General features: G+C 65.3%; 21 protein-coding genes. 16 read left to right on the top strand and 5 right to left on the bottom strand.

Translation table 11 applies throughout. From position 1 onward, the window contains the following. Positions 1-60: 60 nt before the first annotated feature. The 7 genes from OIE68_RS05830 to OIE68_RS05800 all read left to right on the top strand — a co-directional run bounded on the left by OIE68_RS05830 (position 61) and on the right by OIE68_RS05800 (position 8,701). A complete protein-coding gene (locus tag OIE68_RS05830; RefSeq protein WP_327098360.1) occupies positions 61-1,497 on the top strand; it encodes a GuaB1 family IMP dehydrogenase-related protein in 1,437 nt (478 codons plus the stop codon). 670 nt (positions 1,498-2,167) lie between these two features. Continuing rightward, complete coding sequence (locus tag OIE68_RS05825) at positions 2,168-3,541, top strand: hemolysin family protein (RefSeq protein ID WP_327098359.1); 1,374 nt, start codon at positions 2,168-2,170, stop codon at positions 3,539-3,541. Beyond that, the gene (locus OIE68_RS05820; RefSeq protein WP_327098358.1) at positions 3,534-4,598 is read left to right on the top strand and encodes a hemolysin family protein; all 1,065 of its coding nucleotides are present in this window, start codon (positions 3,534-3,536) and stop codon (positions 4,596-4,598) included. The genes OIE68_RS05825 and OIE68_RS05820 overlap by 8 nt, the downstream gene beginning before the upstream one ends. Next, positions 4,595-5,485: a 3-methyladenine DNA glycosylase gene (locus OIE68_RS05815; RefSeq protein WP_327098357.1), complete on the top strand. Its 891-nt coding sequence runs from the start codon at positions 4,595-4,597 to the stop codon at positions 5,483-5,485. The genes OIE68_RS05820 and OIE68_RS05815 overlap by 4 nt, the downstream gene beginning before the upstream one ends. A gap of 145 nt (positions 5,486-5,630) precedes the next feature. Then, positions 5,631-7,205 carry a hypothetical protein gene (locus OIE68_RS05810; RefSeq protein WP_327098356.1) on the top strand — a complete coding sequence of 525 codons (1,575 nt, stop codon included), beginning with the start codon at positions 5,631-5,633 and terminating at the stop codon, positions 7,203-7,205. Positions 7,206-7,207: 2 nt separating this feature from the next. Beyond that, positions 7,208-7,849 carry a DUF305 domain-containing protein gene (locus tag OIE68_RS05805; RefSeq protein WP_327098355.1) on the top strand — a complete coding sequence of 214 codons (642 nt, stop codon included), beginning with the start codon at positions 7,208-7,210 and terminating at the stop codon, positions 7,847-7,849. Between the two features lie 72 nt (positions 7,850-7,921). Beyond that, a complete protein-coding gene (locus OIE68_RS05800; RefSeq protein WP_327098354.1) occupies positions 7,922-8,701 on the top strand; it encodes a hypothetical protein in 780 nt (259 codons plus the stop codon). Positions 8,702-8,709: 8 nt separating this feature from the next. On the opposite strand, the gene OIE68_RS05795 is transcribed toward OIE68_RS05800, so the two are convergent. From OIE68_RS05795 to OIE68_RS05785, 3 genes are read right to left on the bottom strand one after another with little or no spacing between them, the layout of a single operon-like run. Next, a complete protein-coding gene (locus tag OIE68_RS05795; RefSeq protein ID WP_327098353.1) occupies positions 8,710-9,726 on the bottom strand; it encodes a hypothetical protein in 1,017 nt (338 codons plus the stop codon). Then, positions 9,723-11,057, bottom strand: coding sequence for a peroxidase (locus OIE68_RS05790; RefSeq protein WP_327098352.1), 1,335 nt, complete (start codon positions 11,055-11,057; stop codon positions 9,723-9,725). The genes OIE68_RS05795 and OIE68_RS05790 overlap by 4 nt, the downstream gene beginning before the upstream one ends. Before the next feature lie 9 nt (positions 11,058-11,066). Then, positions 11,067-11,624 carry a hypothetical protein gene (locus tag OIE68_RS05785; protein ID WP_327098351.1) on the bottom strand — a complete coding sequence of 186 codons (558 nt, stop codon included), beginning with the start codon at positions 11,622-11,624 and terminating at the stop codon, positions 11,067-11,069. A gap of 210 nt (positions 11,625-11,834) precedes the next feature. Here OIE68_RS05785 and OIE68_RS05780 point away from each other — a divergent pair, with 210 nt between their 5' ends. Both OIE68_RS05780 and OIE68_RS05775 read left to right on the top strand, forming a co-directional pair. Further along, positions 11,835-12,497, top strand: coding sequence for a hypothetical protein (locus OIE68_RS05780; protein WP_327098350.1), 663 nt, complete (start codon positions 11,835-11,837; stop codon positions 12,495-12,497). Between the two features lie 43 nt (positions 12,498-12,540). After that, positions 12,541-13,026: a hypothetical protein gene (locus OIE68_RS05775; protein WP_327098349.1), complete on the top strand. Its 486-nt coding sequence runs from the start codon at positions 12,541-12,543 to the stop codon at positions 13,024-13,026. A 33-nt stretch (positions 13,027-13,059) separates the two neighbouring features. Here OIE68_RS05775 and OIE68_RS05770 read toward each other — a convergent pair whose 3' ends face one another. Further along, entirely contained in the window at positions 13,060-13,614 is a 555-nt protein-coding gene (locus OIE68_RS05770; protein WP_327098348.1) for a hypothetical protein, read from the bottom strand. Positions 13,615-14,034: 420 nt separating this feature from the next. Beyond that, positions 14,035-16,218, bottom strand: a complete 2,184-nt coding sequence (locus OIE68_RS05765; RefSeq protein ID WP_327098347.1) for a malate synthase G — start codon at positions 16,216-16,218, stop codon at positions 14,035-14,037. Between the two features lie 156 nt (positions 16,219-16,374). On the opposite strand from OIE68_RS05765, the gene OIE68_RS05760 reads away from it, so the two are divergent. From OIE68_RS05760 to OIE68_RS05730, 7 genes are all read left to right on the top strand, one after another. After that, complete coding sequence (locus OIE68_RS05760; protein ID WP_327098346.1) at positions 16,375-17,124, top strand: glucose 1-dehydrogenase; 750 nt, start codon at positions 16,375-16,377, stop codon at positions 17,122-17,124. Further along, entirely contained in the window at positions 17,121-18,170 is a 1,050-nt protein-coding gene (locus OIE68_RS05755; RefSeq protein WP_327098345.1) for an alcohol dehydrogenase catalytic domain-containing protein, read from the top strand. The genes OIE68_RS05760 and OIE68_RS05755 overlap by 4 nt, the downstream gene beginning before the upstream one ends. Continuing rightward, positions 18,167-18,850 (top strand): TetR/AcrR family transcriptional regulator, encoded by a 684-nt coding sequence (locus OIE68_RS05750; RefSeq protein ID WP_419150682.1) that lies wholly within the window; start codon positions 18,167-18,169, stop codon positions 18,848-18,850. The genes OIE68_RS05755 and OIE68_RS05750 overlap by 4 nt, the downstream gene beginning before the upstream one ends. A gap of 2 nt (positions 18,851-18,852) precedes the next feature. Next, the gene (locus tag OIE68_RS05745) at positions 18,853-20,142 is read left to right on the top strand and encodes an acyl-CoA dehydrogenase family protein (protein WP_327098344.1); all 1,290 of its coding nucleotides are present in this window, start codon (positions 18,853-18,855) and stop codon (positions 20,140-20,142) included. Between the two features lie 189 nt (positions 20,143-20,331). Then, positions 20,332-20,562 (top strand): hypothetical protein, encoded by a 231-nt coding sequence (locus OIE68_RS05740; RefSeq protein ID WP_327098343.1) that lies wholly within the window; start codon positions 20,332-20,334, stop codon positions 20,560-20,562. Between the two features lie 144 nt (positions 20,563-20,706). Further along, positions 20,707-21,432 carry a helix-turn-helix domain-containing protein gene (locus OIE68_RS05735; protein WP_327098342.1) on the top strand — a complete coding sequence of 242 codons (726 nt, stop codon included), beginning with the start codon at positions 20,707-20,709 and terminating at the stop codon, positions 21,430-21,432. Continuing rightward, positions 21,315-22,136, top strand: coding sequence for a transposase (locus tag OIE68_RS05730; RefSeq protein WP_327101583.1), 822 nt, complete (start codon positions 21,315-21,317; stop codon positions 22,134-22,136). The genes OIE68_RS05735 and OIE68_RS05730 overlap by 118 nt, the downstream gene beginning before the upstream one ends. Positions 22,137-22,330 lie beyond the last annotated feature (194 nt).

The raw sequence follows: 22,330 nt of genomic DNA, 5'->3' as shown, positions 1-22,330 counted from the left end.
GGCCGGACCGAATGCTGGGTGATTGCACGGAACTACGGCGCAACGGTTAGAATCGGTTAAGTGCAGTTTCTCCCTGGTCATCAGCCGCCGTACGACCTGACCTACGACGACCTCTTCCTCGTCCCGAATCGGACGGATGTCGCGTCACGGTTCGACGTGGATCTTTCGACCGCAGACGGGTCCGGCACCACCATTCCCATTGTCGTCGCGAATATGACCGCGGTCGCCGGACGCCGGATGGCCGAGACGGTCGCCCGTCGCGGCGGCATCGTCGTCCTACCGCAGGATCTCCCGATCGCCGCGGCGTCGGAAACCATCGCCTTCGTCAAGAGCCGCTCGCTCACCGCCGATACCCCGGTCACGCTGGATCCGGAGCGTTCGGTCTCCGAGGCCGTCGCCCTGATGCACAAGCGCGCCCACGGTGCCGTGGTCGTCGTCGACGGCGGTAAGCCGGTCGGTGTGGTCACCGAGGCGTCCTGCACTGATGTCGACCGGTTCGCCCGGCTGCGCGATGTGGCGGTCACCGACTTCGTGCGGGCACCGGCCAGCACCTCGCCCCGCGATCTGTTCGACCTGCTCGAGGCCGAACACGCGCAACTCGCCGTGCTCATCGCCGAAGACGGCAGCCTCGCGGGCGTGCTGACCCGCACCGGAGCCATCCGCGCCGGCATCTACCAGCCCAATGTGGACGCCAACAACCAGTTGCGCGTCGCCACCGCGGTCGGCATCAACGGCGACGTGGCGGCCAGGGCCAAGTCGCTCGTCGACGCGGGCGCGGACCTGCTCGTCATCGATACCGCACACGGCCACCAGGCCAAGATGCTCGAAACCCTCAGCGCCATCCGCGATCTCGGCCTCGGCGTGCCGCTGGTCGCGGGCAATGTGGTCTCCGCGCAGGGCACCCGCGATCTGGCCGCGGCGGGCGCGGACATCATCAAGGTCGGTGTCGGCCCCGGCGCCATGTGCACCACCCGCATGATGACCGGCGTCGGCCGTCCGCAGTTCTCCGCGGTGGCCGAATGCGCCACCGCCGCAAAGGAACTCGGCGTGCACATCTGGGCCGACGGCGGGGTCCGGCACCCGCGCGACGTCGCTCTCGCACTGGCCGCGGGCGCGTCCAATGTGATGATCGGCTCCTGGTTCGCCGGCACCTACGAATCCCCCGGTGACCTGCGCGTCGACCGCGACGGCAATGCCTACAAGGAAAGCTTCGGCATGGCCTCCAAGCGCGCCGTCGCCGCCCGCACCGCCACCGACAGCGGCTTCGACCGCGCCCGTAAGGCACTGTTCGAAGAGGGCATCTCCAGCTCGCGCATGCGCCTGGATCCGGAACGCCCCGGCGTCGAGGACCTCATCGACCACATCTGCTCCGGCGTCCGCAGCGCCTGCACCTACGCGGGTGCCCGCAGCCTCACCGAGTTCCACGACAAGGCCGTGCTCGGCGTGCAATCAGCCGCAGGTTTCGCCGAAGGCCGCCCGCTGCCGAGCGGCTGGTAGCCCTGCCGCCAACGGAAAGGACCCGGTCGTCCCGCCTCAGCGGATACCCCAAGCGCCCGTCTCGCGACCGCTCGAAGGCGCGGCCATCGACTCAGCCGAGTCGTCGAAGCACATGCGCCGCGCCGCCGGGAAGGCATACGCCCAGTGCCGAACTTCCCGCCCAAGCGACCACAACGCAGCGAGCCTTACGAGCGACCCGTTCGCGGCCCGTCTCGCGTCCGAGTCATCGAAGAACATGCCCCGCGCCGCCGGGAAGGCATACGTCAGTGCCGAACTTCCCGCCCAAGCGACCACAACGGAGCGAGTCTTACGAGCGACCCGTTCGCGGCCCGTCTCGCGTCCGAGTCGTCGAAGCGCATGCGCCGCAGGCGCGAGTCTCGACGGCTCGGACGCGAGACACCAGGGGCCGCGAACACGCCGCGCCGCAGGCGCGGCAAATCCAACACAGCAACACCGGCCCACGCGGGCACGCGCGTGGGCCGGTAGCATAGTGGTTGCCGGTTTCCGGTTACACAAACCCATTTGCCGAGAGGAACAAGTTGTCACCCGCGTCCGAGGGCGCCGCACAGGAGGGCTCCTCTACCGAGCCGGGTGACAAACCCGGCGCCCTCCTTCCCCTAGCCGTCCGATCCGATTCAGCTCATCGCATGTCTCGCAGGTGGTGCTGACGATGTCCGTCGTGCTCACCGTGCTCAGCCTGATCGGGTTCATCGCCCTCACCGTTGGCACCGCATTGTTCGTTGCCGCCGAGTTCTCGCTCACCGCTCTGGAACGCAGCACCGTCGAATCGCATGTGCGCGCGGTCGGGGACGCCCGCTCGCGCATGGTCCGGCAAGCGCACACCACATTGTCGTTCCAGCTCTCCGGAGCCCAGCTCGGTATCACCATCACCACGCTGATCACGGGCTATATCGCCGAACCCGTCCTGGCCCGACTGCTGTCGCCGCTGTTCACCGCGCTCGGTCTGAGCGATGGTGCGGCGCATGGTATCTCGCTCACGCTGGCGTTGCTGCTCGCCACCTCGCTGTCGATGATCTACGGCGAGCTCGTGCCGAAGAACATCGCGATATCGAAGCCGCTCGGCACCGCCCGGGTGACCGCGGGCCCGATGATCGCCTTCTCCGTGGTGTTCAAGTGGATGATCCACTTCCTCAACGGCACCGCAAACTGGGTGGTCCGGCGCCTCGGCGTGGAACCGGCCGAGGAGCTGCGTTCGGCGCGCTCCCCGCAGGAACTCGGCTCGCTGGTGCGCACCTCCGCACTGCGCGGCGCGCTGGACCACCGCACCGCGCAGCTGGTCGATCGCTCGCTGCAATTCGGTGAGCGCAGCGCCGAGGAGTTGATGACACCGCGGGTGAAGATCGAATCCCTGGACAAGTCCGACACCATCGCCGATCTGATCGCGGCCGCCAGCCGCACCGGTTACTCCCGCTTCCCGATCATCGACGGCGATCTGGACAACACCCTCGGCGTGGTGCACGTCAAACAGGCGTTCACCCATCCGGCGAATGTCCGCAACACCATCCCGCTGCATCTGCTCGCCCGGCCGGTGCCGATCGTGCCCGCCAGCCTCGACGGCGACGAGGTGCTCGAGCGGGTGCGCGCCGACGGTATGCAGGTCGCGCTGGTGGTCGACGAATACGGCGGCACCGCGGGCATCGTGACCATGGAGGATCTCATCGAGGAAATCCTCGGCGATGTCCGCGACGAGCACGACGAGGAAGAACGCGATGTCCGCCGGGTCGCCGACGGCTGGGACTGCTCGGGGCTGCTACGCGTCGACGAGGTCTCCCGGGCCACCGGCTACGACGCGCCGGAGGGCGAATACGAAACCCTCGGCGGTCTGGTGCTCACCCGGCTCGGCCGCATCCCGGTTACCGGTGATGAGGTGATCCTGCCGAATCCACGGTCCTCGCATCGCTACCCGAACGATGATGACGGCGGCTGGATCGCCAAGGTCGAACGGATGGACGGGCGGCGTATCGATCGGATCCGGCTCGTCCCGGTCGCGGCCGCCGTGTTGAAGGAGAACAGCCATGGGTGATCTCCTCGGTGTCCTGTTGACGGTGGTGCTGCTGGCCTGCAATGCCTTCTTCGTCGCCGCCGAATTCGCGCTCATCTCGGCCCGCCGTGACCGTCTCGAGGCGCTCGCCGCACAGGGAAAGCGCAAGGCGCACACGGTGATCCGGGCCGGTGAGAACCTGTCCATGATGTTGGCCGCCGCGCAGCTCGGCATCACCATCTGCTCGATCCTGCTCGGCCGGGTCGGCGAACCCGCGGTGGCGCATTTGCTGGAGGGGCCGTTCGAGCTGGTCGGCCTGCCCGAGCAGCTGCTGCATCCGATGGCATTCGCCATCGCGCTGGCGATCGTGGTGATCCTGCACATTCTGTTCGGCGAGATGATTCCGAAGAATATCGCGCTGGCCGGACCGGAACGCAGTGCGCTGCTGCTGGTTCCGGCGCATCTGATGTGGTTGCGCTTGGCGCGTCCGCTCATCGCCTTCTACAACCTGGCGGCGAATCTGTCGCTGCGCATGTTGCGGATCGAGCCGAAGGATGAGCTCGAGGCAACGGTCTCGAGTGTTGAGCTCGCCGAGATGATCGGTGAATCCCGTTCGGAGGGCCTGCTCGACGAGGAGGAGCACCGCCGCCTCACCCAGGCGCTGGGCACCTCCGATCGGGTGGTCGGCGATGTGATGGTGCAGCTGGCGACGACCCGCTCGGTTCCGTTGCGCGGCAATGGCACCACGCTCGGCGATATCGAAACCGCGGTCGCCGAAACCGGTTTCTCCCGGTATCCGGTGTGCGCGAGCGACGGCTCGCTGGTCGGGTATCTGCATGTGAAGGATGTGCTCGACAAGGTCGCCGACGAAAGCGCCGGACCGAATACACCCATCCCGCGCACGGATATTCGCCCACTGCCGACGGTGAGCGCCGGTACTCCCCTGTACGAGGCGCTGGCCCGCTTGCGCCGCACCAATTCCCACCTCGGCCGTGTCGTGGACACCCGTGGAAATACGGTGGGCATTGTGGCGCTGGAGGATCTGGTGGAAGAGTTCGTCGGCACTGTGCGCGACGGGACGCACCGGGTGATCGAATGATCGTGCTGGCCGAGTCCGAGTGGCGGACCAAGGCCGCCGCGCACCGGGCTCGGCTGCACGAGCTCGTCGGACCGTATCTCGAACGACGCGCGGCGGGATCATCACATCCGGTGATCGACTTCCTGTTCACCTACTACGGACATAAGCCCGCCCAACTGCGGCGCTGGCACCCGGGATTCGGTGTCGCATTGGCGGGCGCGCGGGAGTACGACGAAGCTCGGGGGTATCACCGGCATGACATGCGTTCCGGCGCGGTTGTCTACACCGCCGACCCCGCGTTCATCGGGCGGCGTCGCGACACCGTCGAGTTCATCGCAAAACTGCTGCGCGCCACGGCATCCCGCCCGGCACAGCTGTCCTGCTTCGGCCTGCACGAGTGGGCAATGGTGTACAAAACCGACGAGGTCCGCCACCAACAGGTGCCACTGCGCCTGGGCAGCACCGGCACCGATGCCGTCGTCGAATCGATGTCCTTGCGCTGCACCCACTTCGACGCATTCCGCTTCTTCACCCCGGACGCGGTGGGTCGCAACGCGGAACCGTTGACCCGTGCCGACCAGGTCGCCCGTGAACAGCCCGGCTGCCTGCACGCCAATATGGACCTCTACAAATGGGGTTTCAAACTGACCCCGCTCATCTCCTCCGACCTGCTGCTCGACTATTTCGAGTTCGCCTGCGCTGCACGCGAACTCGATATGTGCGCCAGTCCGTACGACCTCACCGACTACGGCTACGAGCCGATCCGCATCGAAACACCGGTAGGGCGTGCCGAATACGTCCGGGCGCAGTCGGCGTTGGCCGAGCGGTCGACGGGACTCAGACAGTCACTGCTCGACGTCTGCACATCATTGCTGACAGCAGACACCAAGGCACTCACCGCCAGTTGAGCGTCGCGGCGCCGCACGCCGAGCACCTGGCTTTTCCGCCAAAACACTCCTTTAAGTTACTCCCTATTACTACCATGTAGTCAGTTCATGCTCCGTCTGAGTCGGCGTGGTCTGTGCCCATGATGAGGAAAGTTGGGATGCAACGATGCACCCGAAGCTGAGACTGCGCCGTGCCCGGCCCTTGGCCTTGTTCGCCACCACTATCGTGGCCGCGATGCTGTTGCCGAGCAGCGCATCTGCCGATCTGCAATCCGATATCGCCACGGCGGTCCAGGAATTCCTCGATGTCGGCCGGACCTCGGTACCCCGGGCGGACTGCGGACCGGGATCGATGCCGGAAACCGGGCTGCAGGGCGATGTTTCGGCCGCCGACCGCGACAGTCGGCGCAGCACGCAGGGCTACAGCTGCAATATGTCGATGGTCGGCAATTACGCCGGGCGCGGCGCGGGCATCACTTCCACCAGCTTCGACCATTGCGCCTACCTGGGTTCGTTCTTTCCCGGCGACCTGATCAGCGAGGGCCGCGGCGTCCAGGTGCTCGACGTCTCCGATCCAGCGCACCCGCGCCCGACGGTCACCCTGACCGAACCCGCGATGCTCGCGGGTACCTGGGAGAGCCTCAAGGTCAATACCGAACGCAAACTGCTGGTCGGGACCGGTGTGCCGGTCGGCGAGGGCGTCGGCTATCTGTCGGTCTACGACGTCTCCGATTGCGCGTATCCGAAGTTGCTCAATCCGGGACCGGGCACGAATCTGCTGATGCCGCTGCCGATCACCACACACGAGGGCGGCTGGTCGCCCGACGGCCGCACCTACTGGGCCTCGGGCGTCGCGCCCGGTTTCGTCAGCGCGGTCGATCTCACCGATCCGACCGATCCGCACGTCATCTGGCAGGGGCTGACCGGAATCGAGGCGCACGGCTTCGGCATCAGTCCGGACGGCAATCGCATGTACCTTTCCGCGCTCGGCGGATTCACTGTGCTCGATATCAGCGCGGTTCAGCGCCGCGATCCCAACCCGCAGGTCACCCATATCGGCCGCACCTTCTGGACCGACGGCTGGGCTACCCAGCACAGCATCCCGGTGACCTACGACGGCAAGCCCTACCTCTACACCGTCGACGAAGGCGGTTCCGGCGGCGTGAAACTCATCGATATCTCCAACGACACCGCACCGAAGGTGGCCGGGAAGGTGAAGCTGGAGATCAACCTGCTGCAGAACATCGACAGCAATATCGGTAGTTCGATGGGCGGTTCGGTCTTCGCCTACGAATCGCACTACTGTGCCGCCGACCGCCGGGACAACCCCACTGCCCTCGCGTGCGGTTGGATCTCCTCCGGCATCAGGATTTTCGACGTCCGCGATCCGCACGATATCCGCGAGATCGCCTACTTCAATCCGCCCGCACGAACCGGCCAGAACCTGAGCCTGTGGAACTCACCGCATGCACTCGCGTCGATCATCGGTGTGCCGTTGATGAGCACACCACCGGCCGTACGCGCGGTGTTGGAGGGTCAATTCAATCCGTTGGACGCGCTCACCCCGCGCACCGGCAACCTCGCCTTCGGCGATGTCTCCACCGACTGGTGTTTCTCGCCGCCGGAGTGGCGCGGCAACCAGCTGTATGTCGCCTGCTCCGATAACGGATTCATGGTGCTGCAACTGGAGAACGACGTGTATACGGTGCCCGAGAATCAGCAATCGACCGTCGGGTCGTAGCTGTGTCCCGTTGGTTCCGAGTCGCGGCGCTCGTCTCTGTTGCGTTCGTCCTGGTGGTGCTCGGCGCGGCGCTGCGCCCACTCGTACTGCCCGAAGAGCATACGGCCGCACCGGTTCTCAACCCGGTCGAGATCGGATTCGCGCAGGATATGACCGCACATCATCAGCAAGCACTGATCATGGTGCAGCGCTTGGATCGTGACGTGGACCCGACCGTGCTGCGGCTGGCGCAACAGCTTTCGGACGCGCAGCGCATCGAGATCGGGACCATGCTCGGGTGGTTGCGGCTGGCCGATGCGTCGCCACTGTCGTCGCATCCGATGGCGTGGATGCACGCCGAGGCGGCTGTGTCGCAACATCATCCGAGCGCAGGCCAGTCGACCGGCGATGCGATGCCGGGTATGGCGACTACCGCCGAACTCGACGCACTGTCCGCAGCCCGCGGTCACGATGCCGAAATACTGTTCCTGCAGTTGATGTTCCGTCATCATCAAGGCGGACTGGTGATGGCTCGTGCCGCAGACGAGCTTCTGACCTCAGGCCCGATCAAGGAAACCGCGCGCTCGATGTTCCAGAGCCAGAGTCAGGAGGCCGGTGTGATCAGCGTGCTGCTCACCCAACTCGGTGGTCAGGCCGCGCAATAACCGACCCGCCCCTCACCGGATGCGGGTCGGCCACGCGGTGAACAGCCCGAGGTTTTCACTACCAAGATTCCGATGCGTCCGAATCCGGAGGTACGGTCGATCCAGAAAGACGGCACAGAAGGGCTCGAGCGACACGTGATCCAGACCGAGACAGTCACCGTCCCCGAACACGTGCACGGATATCCCGACGTCGCGTTCGGCGGCTATGTCGCGGGCCTGCTGGCCGGGCCATGCGAGGCCACCGAGATGCGCGTCGACTTCCGCGCGAGGGTACCACTGGAGACCCCGATGTCATTGCGCCCCACCAGATCCGGTGGCTATGCGCTGACCGATGCCGACGGCGCGCTGCTCGCCGAATCCACTCCGGCGGCACTCACCATCGATCCGCCGCCCGCCCCGAGCTGGGCCGAGGCGAAGGCCGTCACCGACGCGGCCATGGTGTCGCGCCGCGTCACCGACTGCTATGGCTGCGGCGCCGCCTGCGCACCCGGGCGCGGCCTGCGGCTACTCACCTGGGACACACCGGATCACGACCTCGTCATCGCCGCATGGACTCCGGATCCCGGCCTGGCCGACGAATCCGGCCGACTCCCACCGGAAGTCGTCTGGGCCGCTCTCGACTGCCCCGGCGGCTGGACCGCGATGCGCAAACAAGGCATGGGCTTCGGCGGCGTAACCGCGGCCCTCACCGCCAACCAACTCCACCCCGTCTACGCCGACTCCCCCTACATCTCCTACGCCTGGCCCATCAGCCACCAAGGCCGCAAACACACCGTCGGCATCGCACTCGCCACCCCCTCCGGCGACCTCTGCGCCGTAGCCCAAGCCCTCTGGATTCACCCCAAACCCTGAACCAGTGGTCACTTCATGGTGGCCAGGTTGTGCCAGAGGTTGCGGAGACTGTCAGTGCCGCCGAACAGCGTGGTGAAGTTGGTGGAGTCGATCAGCACGATATCGCCGGCTCGTCGGTCGACAGGTGGCATCCAGATCAACGCATTGAATTCGGTATTGCCGGCGGCGGTGAAGGGATGGGGTCGCCCGGGGTCGACACGCTGGCGGCCAAGGACGCGAAGCGAGTCGGATTCCGGCGCGGTCAGCTCGTAGTGCGGTAAATGGGGGTGGAAGTTGAACGTCGTCACGTTGTCCAGCAGCCGGGGCATGTCGAGATCGCGGAACCCGGTCAAGGGTGCGATGTCGCCGGTGCCGTCGACGACGGCGGGTCGCAGGCCCCATTTGTTGTGCACCGGAACATCGAGGCCCTGCATGAGCGAGCGTGTGTACTGGCCGAATCGTTGCTGCCGCGGCACCAACGGGTCGCCGTGATGCGCGTATTCCATTTGTCGCTGCGCGTAGTCGTCGGTGCACCCGACGTCGTGGTGCGGCGCCAGCAGCAGGCAGGTGCCTTCACGTTGCAGCCAGTCGCGGATCGCGTCGATCTCGTCTGAGGCGGCTTGCTGCTCAGAAAGGATGTGATCGAGCCCGAATACCATCAGGGTGTCGGTGTCGGCCAGGATCCGCTCGTCGATCGGCAAGGTGTAGCCGGCCTGGTCGATGCGCTGGAACACCGCGACGGGGTGACCGGTGGCCTCTTCGGCCAGTTGCTGAAACGCCAGCGTCGAGCGATGGAACAGCTCCAGTGTGCCGGCGATGCCCTGCAGGAAGTGCGCGGCGTCGTATTCCGGAGTCTCGTAGCCCGGCCACAGTACGTTGCGGACCTCGGTCATCGTCGAGAAGCGGTTGTACATCTCGGCGGGATCGCGTTGGGCCTCCCATGGATAGCTCCAGGCCCAATAGATGCTCATCCGTCGTCGCCCGTCGTGATTGCGCGGAATATGGCTCTGGTTGTACGTCCGTGCCGGCGGCAGAGTGCTGCTCATGGTGTGACCTCTCGGCTGTCGAGCGTGGCCAGGTATCGCAGAGCGCTTATGCTCGGAAGGAAGAAGTACGCACCGCCTCTGAGCGTGGTAAACGCCGGCAGTCCCGCATGCGTCTTACGGATGGGCCGCTTGGGGATCGTGAAGTCGAGGGTGCCGTCCTGGGTGCCGCAGATGGGGTCGTGTTCGTTGCCGAGTTCGTGAAATGTCTTGTCGTTGATCCAGACGTTTTGGGCGAACTCGAACTGGCGTACCAGGCTGGCGCAGATGATGAACGCGGCGATCCCGCGGTCCACCCCGTCGTCGGGGGCATCCTCGGGTAGCGCGGGCCCGTAGGTGGCGCCGCGGCGAATCATTCTGCGGCGGTTCATGTTCACCGCGGTGTCACGGGGATTCAGGCGCCGCGCATGCGCGCCGAGTGGTACCGCGTAGCCGTGCGGGTCCATTTCCTTGTAGTTGAAGTCGTTGTTGCGCATGGGGTCCGCGCCCAGCGCCGGATCATCCCGGTCCGGTGCCAGCACCAGGGGTGCGCCGCTGCGCCAGCGCCCCATGAGCTTCGCGGCGATCAAGTTCTGCCCGTCCGGGGTGTCCGCGTGCTCACGCAGATAGTTCCGAAACGCGCCGACGTGTTCTTGTAGCCGCCGGTAGGCCATATAGCTTCCGTTGCGGAACAACACCTCCGGCTGTGGCAGCGCTCGCGCCGGCCTCTCCTCGTCGGGGTAGCCCAGGATGAATTCCCCGGGTTGCAACGCTGCGCCCGAGCCGGGGGTCGGTGCTTCGCCGGATCCGGCGATCACCGGCTGGGACAACCGATCTCGGAACCCGAAATGATCGTGGGCGTAGTCGAAGGGCGGCGTCGCGTTCAGATCCAAAAACGACAACACGCGCACACCGGAGCAACGAGCGACCAGTTTGTGGTGTTCGGTGGTGCAGCGCTGGTACTCGGCATCGGTGCGGGCGAACAGGATCGCGATGGCGTGCAGGTCGTCACCGGCCAGCCCGCCTACCCAGTTATCGGGATGAGCAGCGCCCGTGTCGCCCAGGATGTCAGCGCGTGCGGCCATGCCTTCGCGGAACTCGTCCGGGAAGGTGGCGAGCGTTTCCTCGGGCACGCCGAGCGCCCGCAGCCCGCGCCAGGTGAAGGCCAGCGTGACCCAGCGGTCGGAACTGTCCATCGTGGCGCGCACGTCCGCCGCCGATTGCACGCGGTCCACCAGCGGCGTCAACCAAGCCCGTGCCCCTGCGGGATCGTCGAAGGACAGGAACTCGTAGCGGCCGGTCATCGCCGGGGTCCGGGTCAGCAGGATGTGCTGAATATCGTCGAGTTCGAGCATGGCACGGGGTTACTGCATCTGGTCGAGCATGTCGGAGAACGCCGCTTTCAGCCGCAGCGCCTTTTTGATCTCGTCGGCGGTGACGTACGGATACTCACCGTATTCGAGGAAGCTCGGAAACTGGTGTTCGCGAACAAATTTCACGAACGCCTCCGGGTTTTCCTTCCAATCCTCCGGAAATCCTTCGAGATTGGTGAAAGCCGTGGTGATACCGGTCTGGGAGAACAGGGCTACGGCATCCTCGGTGTATTTGTCGAAATCGGTGTCGAAGATGCCTTGATATTGGAAATGCAGTCCCGATCCGACATCGAACAACACCCACCGCAGATAGTGCAGCCGCAGCGGTGCCAGCACATCGGGACCGGCTGCTACCGCATCCTGGATCTGCTTGCCGTATGCGCGAATAGCCTCCTCACGACCCGGTTTCACCTTGGCGATGATCGAGAACCCGTAGCAGGCCGGCGTTCGGGGATAGATCGGACCGTATCTGCCCCGCTCCAGCTCGAAATAGCCCTCCGCCGGGATAGCCACCGCCGCCGGTTTACTCCAGTCGGGCTCGGTCGTCATATCTTCACCCACCTTCCGCTCGGCAGTAAGCTGGACTTTCAATATGCTATGCCTCGGCCGACCTCGCCGAAACCCACACAGCACCGGCAACTAGGACGGAATTCAATCAACGACGTCGGTGCGTCGAATTGTGCGCCGGGAGCAAAACGAGGAAAACAGACCTGGCCGGAAATCCAGCCCACCGGCGCTCGGATTTGACAGGATGACGGCATGTCGACATCGCCGCAACACACCGAGCCGACCCCGCACCGGTTGTCGACACCGCGAGCGGCCGCACTGGCCGGAGTGATCTTCGCGGTGTTGTTCGGCACAACGCTGATCTTGATCCGTATCGACATGCCCGACGGCATCGAAGGCTCGACTCATTGGCTGAACAGCCAGCGGAGCGCGATCCGAATAGCGACGGTGCTCATGCCCTTCGCCGGAATCAGCTTCTTATGGTTCATCGGCGTCGTCCGGGACGGATTCGGGCGCTACGAGGACCGGTTCTTCCTATCGGTATTCCTCGGCAGCGGACTGCTGTTCCTGGCGATGATGTTCGTCGGCACCGCCGTCGCCGCCGGTCTGGTGTCCAGTGACACCGACGTCACCGACCCGGCCGCCCGCGCCGAAGTGGTCGACTTCGGCAAGATGATCGTGGTTTCGGCGTGCCAGACCTACGCACTGCGGATGGCGGCCGTGTTCATGATCTCGCTCGCGACGATTTGGCTGAAGACCGGGCTGATGCCCCGCTGGCTCGCCGGTCTCAGTTACCTGGCGGCCGTGGCACTCCTGGTGGCCAGCGAAACGAGCAGATGGATGACACTGGCTTTCCCGGCGTGGGTGCTCGTGGTCAGCGTCCTCATCCTGGTTCGCACCCCATCCCGAACATGACAAACACCCACCAGATCTGCGCGACTGTGCGACAGTACCCCTTGTGGAGGAGCCAGTTCCTCGCCGTTCGGCCGATCTGGAGATGGTCTACCAGACCGTGGCGGACCGACGTCTGCAATACGAGAACCTCCTCTGGCAGGTTCCCACCCTCAGTCTGACTGCCCAGGCATTCTTGTTCAGTATCTCGATGGGGGCCGGGAGCGATGCCGTCGCGCGGATAGCCTCGGCGCTACTCGCGCTGATCGTGTCGATCATCTCGATCATGCTCATGGCGAGCCATCGCCTCGCCGAACGCAAGGACGCCCGATGGCTGGAGCGGTTCGAACAGCTGCAGATCGGTGCGGGCGCCTGGGGTGCGCACGGCACCGTCTTCGAGACGCAACAGGATGGCGTCGATCTCGAAGGCGGCCGACTGGACAAATTGATACCGATGCGGCAGATGTTCACGGTATGGGTGGTCGGACTGGCCTGTTTCGGCCTGGCCGCAATCTTCATGATTATCCGAACACTGGTTGGTGTCGGGCGCTGAGCTGTACAGCGATGGCGGCCTCGGCCGGATCCGTCAGGTGTTTTCGACGAAGCGGTACCAGGAACCGTGGAAGGGTTCGTAGCCGATGCCGCCGGGCCCGGCCGGCCCGGTACTCGGGGCGCTGTCCGGGAAGTAGGCGAAGCCTTCGGAATTCGTGGCTCCGCCACTGACGTAGAACAGGCAGGCGCCGTCGCGGCGGGTGACGTAGGTGACGGTGTAGACGCCGAGGCGGGTGTGGTGGCCCGGGTTGGCGCAGGCGGTGGCCTGATCTTCGAGGATGGGGCGGGACAGGCGCCAACCGGTGGTTTCGGGCACTTCGTACCACACCAGCGCGGCGAGCGCGGCGATCAGTAGCGGTGCGGTAAGGCTCACGAGGACAGCGTGATAGCGGATCAGGCCCAGGATGGCGAAGACGATCGCGACCAGCCCGACCACCGAAAGTCCCACCCACAGTAGCACTTTGGCCGGAAAGCTGCCCTGAGCAGCCAATTCCCAGCACAGCGCGGCACAGAGCAATGCGATGACGGTGGTGATGGCGCCCATCCAGAGCTCGAACCACAATGGTGTCGGTCGGGGGCTGTTGCTCATGCCAAAGAAGATACGTCGATCCGCCCTGTCCCCGAAGGGAATCGGCTCACCGTCTGTGGAGATGTCTCGCCGGGCAAAGGAAACCCCCGGCCCGGCATCCCATCGAGGGGCCGGGACCGGGGGTCGTCGTACCAGACGTTCAGCTCGGCTATTACAGCGGCGGGAAACCGGCCGAACCTGTGGCCATCCAGTTCCAGAACATCGCCGCGCGATTCACAACCAGCGCGAATACATCAAGGACAACACTTCCCATAAAACTTCCTCACATCCGACTGTCTCGTGCAGCGCCCAGGGTAACGGATCGTTATGTGGGTCGAAACCGGTCATCCGCCCCGTCGACGGCCGTCGTGTGATACAAGATTCCCCCGCCCGGCACGCTCCCGGGCGGGGGAATCACGAGTTATTCAGACGCGCAATGTCTTAGACGCAAGCCAGCGCCTTGGCCTCCCGGCGACGCCGGTGCAGGATGGGCTCGGTGTAGCCGTTCGGCTGCTTGGTACCTTCCAGCACCAGTTCCTTCGCGGCCTGGAACGCGATGCTGCCCGCGAAGTCCGCCGCCATCGGCCGGTAGTTCGGATCGCCCGCATTCTGCTTGTCGACCACCGGCGCCATCCGCTGCAGGCTGGCCATCACCTCATCGGCGGTGACCACACCGTGGCGCAGCCAGTTCGCCATGAGCTGGCTCGAAATGCGCAGGGTCGCACGATCTTCCATGAGACCGATATCCCGGATGTCGGGCACCTTGGAGCAGCCGACGCCATGATCGATCCAGCGCACCACATAGCCGAGAATGCCCTGGGAGTTGTTGTCCAGCTCCTGACGCTTCTCCTCCTCGGTCCAGTTCGGATCGGCTGCGAGCGGGATCTCCAGGATCTGATCGACGGTGGCGCGGCGGCCGCCGGCGGCGATCTCCTGCTGCCGCTCGAACACGTCGACCTGGTGGTAGTGCGTCGCATGCAAGGTGGCCGCGGTCGGCGAGGGCACCCAGGCGGTATTGGCGCCCGCACGCGGGTGGCCGATCTTCTGCTCGAGCATGTCGCGCATCAGATCCGGCATGGCCCACATGCCCTTACCGATCTGCGCCTTACCGGGCAGGCCGGCGGCCAGACCGGTATCGACGTTCCAGTCCTCGTAGGACAGGATCCACTGCTGGGTCTTCATCTCGGCCTTGCGGACCATCGGCCCGGCCTCCATGGAGGTGTGGATCTCGTCGCCGGTGCGGTCCAGGAAGCCGGTGTTGATGAACACCACGCGCTCGGCGGCCGCCTGGATACAGGCCTTCAGGTTGACCGTGGTGCGGCGCTCCTCGTCCATGATGCCGACCTTGAGGGTGTTGCGGATCAGGCCGAGGACGTCCTCGATCCGACCGAACAGCTCGTTGGTGAACGCGACCTCGTCCGGGCCGTGCATCTTCGGCTTCACAATGTAGACCGAACCGGTGCGGCTGTTCTTCAGCTCGGTATCGCCGAGCAGGCTGTGCTTGGCGATCAGCGAGGTGATCAGGCCGTCCATAATGCCCTCTGGCACCTCATTGCCCTCGGCGTCGATGATCGCGTCGGAGGTCATCAGGTGACCGACATTGCGCACGAACAGCAGCGAACGGCCGTGCAGCACCAGTTCGCCGCCGCCGACCGCGGTGTAGACACGGTCCGGGTTCATGGTGCGGGTGAAGGTCTTATCGCCCTTGGTCACCTTCTCCGCCAACTCGCCCTTCATCAGGCCGAGCCAGTTGTGGTAGCAGAGCACCTTGTCCTCGGCGTCCACCGCCGCAACCGAATCCTCGAAATCCATGATCGTGGTGACCGCGGACTCCAGCACCACATCTTTGACACCCGCCGGATCGGTCTTGCCGATCGGCGAGGCGGTGTCGATCTGGATGTCGATGTGCAAACCGTTGTGCTTCAACAGGATCGAGGCCGGCGAGGCCGGATCGCCCAGGTAGCCGACCAATTCCGCACCATCGGCGGCCAGCGTGGTGACCTCGTCGTTGCTCAGCGTGACCGCCAGCTTGCCGCCATCGATCGCGTAGTGCGTCGAGGACCGGTGCGAGCCGTTGGCCAGCGGCGCGGCGGTGTCGAGGAACTTGCGCGCGAACTCGATCACGCGGCCACCGCGGACCGGGTTGTAGCCGGTGCCCTTCTCGCCGCCGTCGGCCTCGGAAATGGCATCGGTGCCGTAGAGGGCGTCGTAGAGCGAGCCCCAGCGCGCATTCGCGGCATTGATCGCGAAGCGGGCGTTCATCACCGGCACCACCAGTTGGGGGCCCGCGGTGGTGGCGATCTCGTCGTCCACATTCTGGGTGGCGATCTTGAAGCCGGCCGGTTCCGCGCGCAGATAGCCGATATCGCCGAGGAAGCTCTTGTAGGCGGCCTTGTCGTAGTTCGCGCCGGGGTGCTCGGCGTGCCAGGCATCGAGCTTGCCCTGGATCTCGTCGCGTTCGGCCAGCAGGACGCGGTTGCGCGGAGCGAGGTCATTGATGACCTGCTCGGCTCCGGCCCAGAACGCGGCGGAATCTACGCCGGTTCCGGGGAGCGCCTCGTTCTCGATGAACTCGTGGAGAACGCTGGCCACCTGGAGCCCGCCGACCTGAATCCGCTCTGTCATCTACTGCCTCACTTTTGAGAAAGCCGGGTGGGAAAAATCGCAACCAATGTTACCCATCGGTAGTGACCTGACGGTGTGTCGGGGCCTTGATTGTATCGTCCGGCGGAATTAATGTACTGATTGGAACATTACCGGCAGCCGGAGCAATGGAGCGCAATGCCAGGACAGTCGTTAGCGGATAAGGTCGCGCTGGTCACGGGCGGTAGCCGCGGGCTCGGCCGGGAGATGGTGCTGGCCTTCGCCGCAGCCGGTGCGGATGTGGTGATCGCCAGTCGCAAACTCGACGGGTGTGTCGAACTGGCCGATGAGGTGAAGAACACCCATGGTCGGCGCGCATTGCCTGTGGCGTGCAATGTCAGCGATTGGGCACAGTGCGATGCGCTGGTCGAGGCGGCCTACGCGGAGTTCGGCAAGGTCGACGTGCTGGTCAACAATGCCGGGATGTCGCTGCTGTATCCGAGCCTGGATCAGGTGAGCGAGGACATGTTCGACAAGGTGATCGCGGTCAATCTCAAGGGCCCGTTCCGTTTGTCGACCTTGATCGGTACCCGGATGGCCGCCGCCGGCGGCGGTTCGATCATCAATATCTCCTCGGTCGAGGCCGAACGACCGGAACCGCTCGCGGTGCCCTATGCGGCCGCCAAGGCGGGATTGGCCAATCTCACCGGCGGACTCGCGCAGAGTTTCGCACCGAGGGTGCGGGTCAATACGATTCAATGCGGTCCGTTCGAGACGGATATTTCCAAGGCGTGGCCCGATGAGTTGCGCACTGAGCTGACTCGGCATATGGCACTCGGGCGGATCGGCCGTCCGGATGAGATCGTCGGCGCAGCACTGTACTTCGCGACGGACGCCTCGGCGTATTGCACCGGCGCAACTCTGGCGCTGGACGGTGGTTGGCGATGAAGGCATTGACTTACCAAGGACCGCAACAGATCTCGTACACCGAGGTTCCCGATCCGGTGCTGCCGGGCCGCGACGGCGCAATCGTTCGGGTGACCGCCGCCGGAATCTGCGGCAGTGATCTGCACATCTACGCCGGGCACGGCTTCACTGACGGCACCGGATACAGCGTCGGCCATGAGGCGGTCGGGGAGATCGTCGAATTGGGTTCGGACACGCAGGGATTCGCGGTCGGCGACCGAGTGCTGGTCTCCGCATCCGTCGGCTGTAACCGCTGCGCGAAGTGCAAGGCCGGCATCGTGGCAGCCTGTGAACGCCATCCGCTGCCTGCCGACGCCTGCTATGGACTCGGCGGATCGCTCGCTGGTGCGCAGGCGGAATATCTCGCGGTCCCCCATGCCGAGGGGAATCTGGTACGGCTGCCCGATTCGGTCAGCGATGAGGCCGCGATCGTGCTCACCGACAACGCCCCGACTGCCTGGTACGGCGCGCGCCGCACCCGCATTGCGCCCGGCGAGACCGTGGTGGTGATCGGGCTGGGACCGGTCGGGCTGATGGCCGTGCAGTCGGCATTCGCGATGGGCGCGTCGCAGGTGCTCGGGGTGGATCTGGTGGCCGAGCGCCGCAAGCGCGCCGCCGAATTGGGCGCGAAGATAGTCGAATCCGACGAACCCAAGACCGTCATCCGCGAAATGCTCAACGGTGGTGCGGATGTCGCGATCGAGGCGGTCGGCGCCGATGCGACCATCAAGCTCGCCATCAGCGCCGTGGGGCATCGTGGCCGGGTCGGCGTGGTCGGCGTCAGTCATAATCGCGCCTTCCCGTTCCATATGCAGTTGGCACAGGTCAAGGAGCTCGAATTCCATATCGGACTCTGCTCGATCCAATACGAGCTGCCCGCACTGCTGCGACTCACTGCGGCAGGCCGAATCCGGCCCGAAGCCGTTGTCACACACCGATTCCCGATGTCGGACGGCGCGGACGCCTACCGCATGTTCGCCGACCGTGCCGACGGGGTTTCCAAAGTCGTCTTGGATCCGCGCCGATGACCGCGGCATCGCACAGCGATTCGATGAGGGGTGGTGGCCGGGTGACGGGTGGGCCAGAGTTGGCCTCGCCTCGTCGCCGCGGTCGTCCACCGGCAGCGGAGACCACGGCGGAGGCGACCAGGGCGCGCATCGTGGCGGCCGCGGCGGAACTGTTCGCGGAGCAGGGTTTCCACGGAACCGGCGTCGCGGAAATCGGTGATCGAGCCGGGGTACAGCGGGGTGCGCTGTATTACCACATCGGTTCCAAGGAAGAGCTGCTCTGGCAGATCCTGCGCGATTACATCCAGCTCATGCTCACCGATGCCCAGCGGATCTCCCGCGGCATCGATGATCCGATCGTCAAGTTGCGCAAGCTGATCCACAGCCACGTCGGGCTGATCATCGAGCACCGCCGCGAGGTCGCCATCCAATTGCGCGACGTCACCGCACTGACCGGTGAGCGCGGCGAAGAACTACAGGAAATGCGTGACGAAATACAGGCCTGCTGGCAGCGCGTCATCGACGCGGGGCATGCGGCGGGCCTGCTGCGCACCGACGACCACGTGGTCACCAACAGTGTCCTCGGCATGCTGAACATGGTGACCTTCTGGTACCGCCCGCACGGCGGGCGCTCCCCCGACGAAATCGCCGGCATTGTGGCGTCCACCATTCTCGACGGCATCACCGACACGAAAGGCTGACCATGGCTTGGGATTTCGAAACCGACCCGGAATACCAGCAGAAGTTGGACTGGGCGGCGGAGTTCGTCCGCACCGAGGTGGAGCCCCTCGATCTGCTCTACCCGAATCCCTACGACCGCACCGATACCGAGGCGATGGCGCTGATGCGGCCGCTGAAGGAGAAGGTGAAGGAACAGGGACTGTGGGCCTGCCATCTCGGACCGGAACTGGGCGGCCCCGGCTACGGGCAGCTGAAGCTCGGCCTGCTCAACGAGGTGCTCGGCACCTCGGTGTGGGCGCCGTCAGTATTCGGTTGCCAGGCACCGGATTCCGGTAACGCGGAAATCCTCGCGCACTACGGCACCGAGGAACAGAAGGCAAAGTACCTGCAGCCGCTGCTGGCCGGTGAGATCGGTTCCTGCTATGTCATGACCGAACCGACCGGCGGCTCGGATCCGACGCTGTTCAAGACCCGCGCCGTGCGCGACGGCGACTCCTGGGTCATCAACGGCGAGAAGTGGTTCAACTCGAACGCGCAGTTCGCCAGCTTCCATATCGTCATGGTCGTCACGAATCCGGATGTCAGCCCGTACCAGAGCATGTCGATGTTCATCGTGCCCGCCGACACCCCCGGCCTGGAGATCGTCAAGAACTTCCACGTGCACGGTTTCAGCGAGCACGAGGGACATCTGCGCTTCACCGATGTCCGGGTGCCCGCCGACCACCTGCTCGGCCAGGAGGGTATGGGCTTCGTCGTCGCGCAGACCCGCCTCGGCGGCGGTCGGGTGCACCACGCGATGCGCACAGTCGCGCTGGTGCGCAAGGCCTTCGACATGATGGCCGAACGCGCGGTCTCCCGCCCGATGCGCAAGGGACCGCTCGCGGGCCTGCAGATGACCCAGGAACGCATCGCCGACAGCTGGATCGAGATGGAGCAGTTCCGCCTGCTCGTCCTGCGCACCGCCTGGCGCATCGATAAGGAGCAGGACTATCTGAAGGTGCGCAAGGACATTGCCGCCATCAAGGTGGCGATGCCGAAGGTGATGCACGATATCGCCCAGCGCGCACTGCATCTGCACGGCGCCATCGGCGTCAGCCAGGACCTCCCGTTCGTCGACATGATGAACTACGCCGAGGTCATGGCGATCGCCGACGGCCCCACCGAGGTCCACAAGATCACCCTCGCCAAGGAAGTCCTGAAGGATTACACTCCGGGCGACCCGGTCTACCCCAGCGGCTACCGTCCCGCCCTGCGCGAACAGGCCCGCGAACTGGTGGCCCGCCGCCTCGAACACATCGTCGGCAACCTCTGAAATCTCACCATCCGGCGGCCACGGGGTGGACGCTCAGCGTATGCGGACGCCACTTCCGGAACTCCCCATTCGACACGCGGTCACCCCGGCGGACGAGCCTGTTGAGCTGGTTATCGGCCGCATCCGCCGAACGTTATCGGTGCACACCCGGATAAACCGGGTCTAATCTGGATGCCCGGAGGTAACCGAGTGATCGCATACGAGGTGCGGCGGGTGCACAGTTGCGAGTTCTGCGGCACCGACGACCAGGCCCTCGGCACCGACAGCTCCTTGGACCGGGCGAAGTCGATCGCCGAACGCGACGCGGGCCTCGCCCTCGAATGGGCATGGTTCATCGCCGACGGCGAGTGGCCGCTGAGCGCCGATCCCGGGGACGGCGTCTACCGCTACTACATCTACGCTCGGGAGACTACTGCGTAGTGGTCACGAGGCGCGTACAACCGGATCCGTATATCCCGCAACGGGACTCAGAGCATATCCGAGATCTCGGGATCGGATTCGTGTGCCACCGTCGGTCACCGGAGTGGCCCGTTGCTGTCGGTGGCACGTGTCACACTCGCCGTAATGAGCCGCCACACCACCTTCCGGTACTGCCTCGACCCTACCGTCGAGCAGCAAGCTGTGCTCGCACGCCATGCCGGAGCGGCCCGGTTCGCGTTCAACAAATCCCTGGACTTCGTCAAAACCGCGCTCACCCAACGGAAATTCGATCCCGACCATTCGGTGCCGTGGACCGGATACAGCCTGATCAACGCATTCAACACGTGGAAGAAAACCGAAGCCGCCGGACGCGTGATCGCCGTCGACGCGGCGGGCGTCGCCCAAGTCGAGGTGACCGGGCTGGCCTGGCGCACCCAGGTGCGTCAGCAGGTGTTCGAAGAAGCCGCCGTCGACTGCGGCCGCGCCCTGACCGCGTTCTCCGACTCCCGCACCGGCAAACGCAAAGGCACCAAGGTCGGGTTTCCGCGCTTCAAAAAGAAACACACCACCACCCCGTCGTTTCGGCTACGCAACAAACTTTCCAAGACGGGTCGTGCGGCGATCCGCGTCGGCGACAAAGACATCGCACGGTCGATTACCCTGCCCGGTATCGGGATGCTGCGGGTGCGGGAGGACACCCGCCGCCTGCGTCGCCTGCTCGCGAAGGGACGGGCGAAATCCTGTCCGCCGCCATCACCTACCGGGCGGGCCGCTGGCAGATCAGCATCACCACCGAGGCCGCTGACCTGCACCCCGCCTGCCACCACCCGCCGCGCACAGCCGACGATGACGGTGGCTGGGTGGGGATAGATCGTGGGTTGTCGGCGTTCGTGGTCGCCGCCACCGCCGATGGCACCGAAGTCGCCCGGATCAACGACCCACCCAAACCCCTTGCGACCGGATTGCGTCAGCAGCGGCGGCTGGCGAAAGCGTTGTCCCGCAAGCAGAAAGGATCCCGCAACCGCCAAGTCGCAGCTGCCCGGCTGGCGCGGCACCATCACCGAATCGCCAACATTCGCCGCCACTTCCTGCATCAGGTCACCAACACGCTGGTCAAAACCCACGACCAGCTCGTTGCCGAGGACCTCCACGTGGCGGGCATGCTCCGCAACCATCGTCTGGCGCGCGCAATCAGCGACGCCGGATGGGCCGATTTCGCGCGACTACTGCGCTACAAACAGACGTGGCGCAGCGGCACGGTCGCCACTGCCGACCGCTGGTTCGCGTCGAGTAAACGCTGTTCGGCCTGCGGGGTCGTCAATCCCGATCTCACGCTGGCGGATCGGGTGTTCGCCTGCGGGTGCGGGTATCGCGCCGACCGTGACCTGAACGCGGCGGTCAACCTCGCCGTGTGGGCGGCGACCCACCAAAACCGATCACGATCCCCGGACCCCCAAGCAGGAGGCCGGGTCACCAATGCCCGCCGACGGGAAGGCGCTGACCAGTACCCTACGTGTGCCGGTGAAACCGGCCCGGAAGACGCGGGAACCGACGTTCACACCATCGTGGCGTGAACCGACGACGCCCGAGAAGGGCGGTGTCTGAAGACCCACAAGGGTCTTCAGACACGCTGTCAGTCGCAGTACCGACGCTTTCCGCGGCTGCGAGCTGGAGATGTGGTACCGCGACATCCACGGCTGCCTGTTCCACCCGCTGCCACGGGCCAAGCAGACCCGGTTCACCGGTCGAGTTCTGTTGGGCCACACGC

Source organism: Nocardia vinacea (assembly GCF_035920345.1).
Taxonomy (GTDB): domain Bacteria; phylum Actinomycetota; class Actinomycetes; order Mycobacteriales; family Mycobacteriaceae; genus Nocardia; species Nocardia vinacea_A.
Note: the sequence above shows the minus strand (reverse complement) of the source record. Positions and strands in the feature narration are given on the sequence as shown.

Excerpts from the sequence above, each read along its gene's own strand:
- OIE68_RS05825 (WP_327098359.1), top strand. The coding sequence starts at position 2,168 with ATGTCCGTCGTGCTCACCGTGCTCAGCCTGATCGGGTTCATCGCCCTC.
- OIE68_RS05820 (WP_327098358.1), top strand. The coding sequence starts at position 3,534 with ATGGGTGATCTCCTCGGTGTCCTGTTGACGGTGGTGCTGCTGGCCTGC.
- OIE68_RS05815 (WP_327098357.1), top strand. The coding sequence starts at position 4,595 with ATGATCGTGCTGGCCGAGTCCGAGTGGCGGACCAAGGCCGCCGCGCAC.
- OIE68_RS05810 (WP_327098356.1), top strand. The coding sequence starts at position 5,631 with ATGCACCCGAAGCTGAGACTGCGCCGTGCCCGGCCCTTGGCCTTGTTC.
- OIE68_RS05800 (WP_327098354.1), top strand. The coding sequence starts at position 7,922 with ATGCGTCCGAATCCGGAGGTACGGTCGATCCAGAAAGACGGCACAGAA.
- OIE68_RS05795 (WP_327098353.1), bottom strand. The coding sequence starts at position 9,726 with ATGAGCAGCACTCTGCCGCCGGCACGGACGTACAACCAGAGCCATATT.
- OIE68_RS05790 (WP_327098352.1), bottom strand. The coding sequence starts at position 11,057 with ATGCTCGAACTCGACGATATTCAGCACATCCTGCTGACCCGGACCCCG.
- OIE68_RS05785 (WP_327098351.1), bottom strand. The coding sequence starts at position 11,624 with ATGACGACCGAGCCCGACTGGAGTAAACCGGCGGCGGTGGCTATCCCG.
- OIE68_RS05780 (WP_327098350.1), top strand. The coding sequence starts at position 11,835 with ATGTCGACATCGCCGCAACACACCGAGCCGACCCCGCACCGGTTGTCG.
- OIE68_RS05770 (WP_327098348.1), bottom strand. The coding sequence starts at position 13,614 with ATGAGCAACAGCCCCCGACCGACACCATTGTGGTTCGAGCTCTGGATG.
- OIE68_RS05765 (WP_327098347.1), bottom strand. The coding sequence starts at position 16,218 with ATGACAGAGCGGATTCAGGTCGGCGGGCTCCAGGTGGCCAGCGTTCTC.
- OIE68_RS05760 (WP_327098346.1), top strand. The coding sequence starts at position 16,375 with ATGCCAGGACAGTCGTTAGCGGATAAGGTCGCGCTGGTCACGGGCGGT.
- OIE68_RS05755 (WP_327098345.1), top strand. The coding sequence starts at position 17,121 with ATGAAGGCATTGACTTACCAAGGACCGCAACAGATCTCGTACACCGAG.
- OIE68_RS05750 (WP_419150682.1), top strand. The coding sequence starts at position 18,167 with ATGACCGCGGCATCGCACAGCGATTCGATGAGGGGTGGTGGCCGGGTG.
- OIE68_RS05745 (WP_327098344.1), top strand. The coding sequence starts at position 18,853 with ATGGCTTGGGATTTCGAAACCGACCCGGAATACCAGCAGAAGTTGGAC.
- OIE68_RS05735 (WP_327098342.1), top strand. The coding sequence starts at position 20,707 with ATGAGCCGCCACACCACCTTCCGGTACTGCCTCGACCCTACCGTCGAG.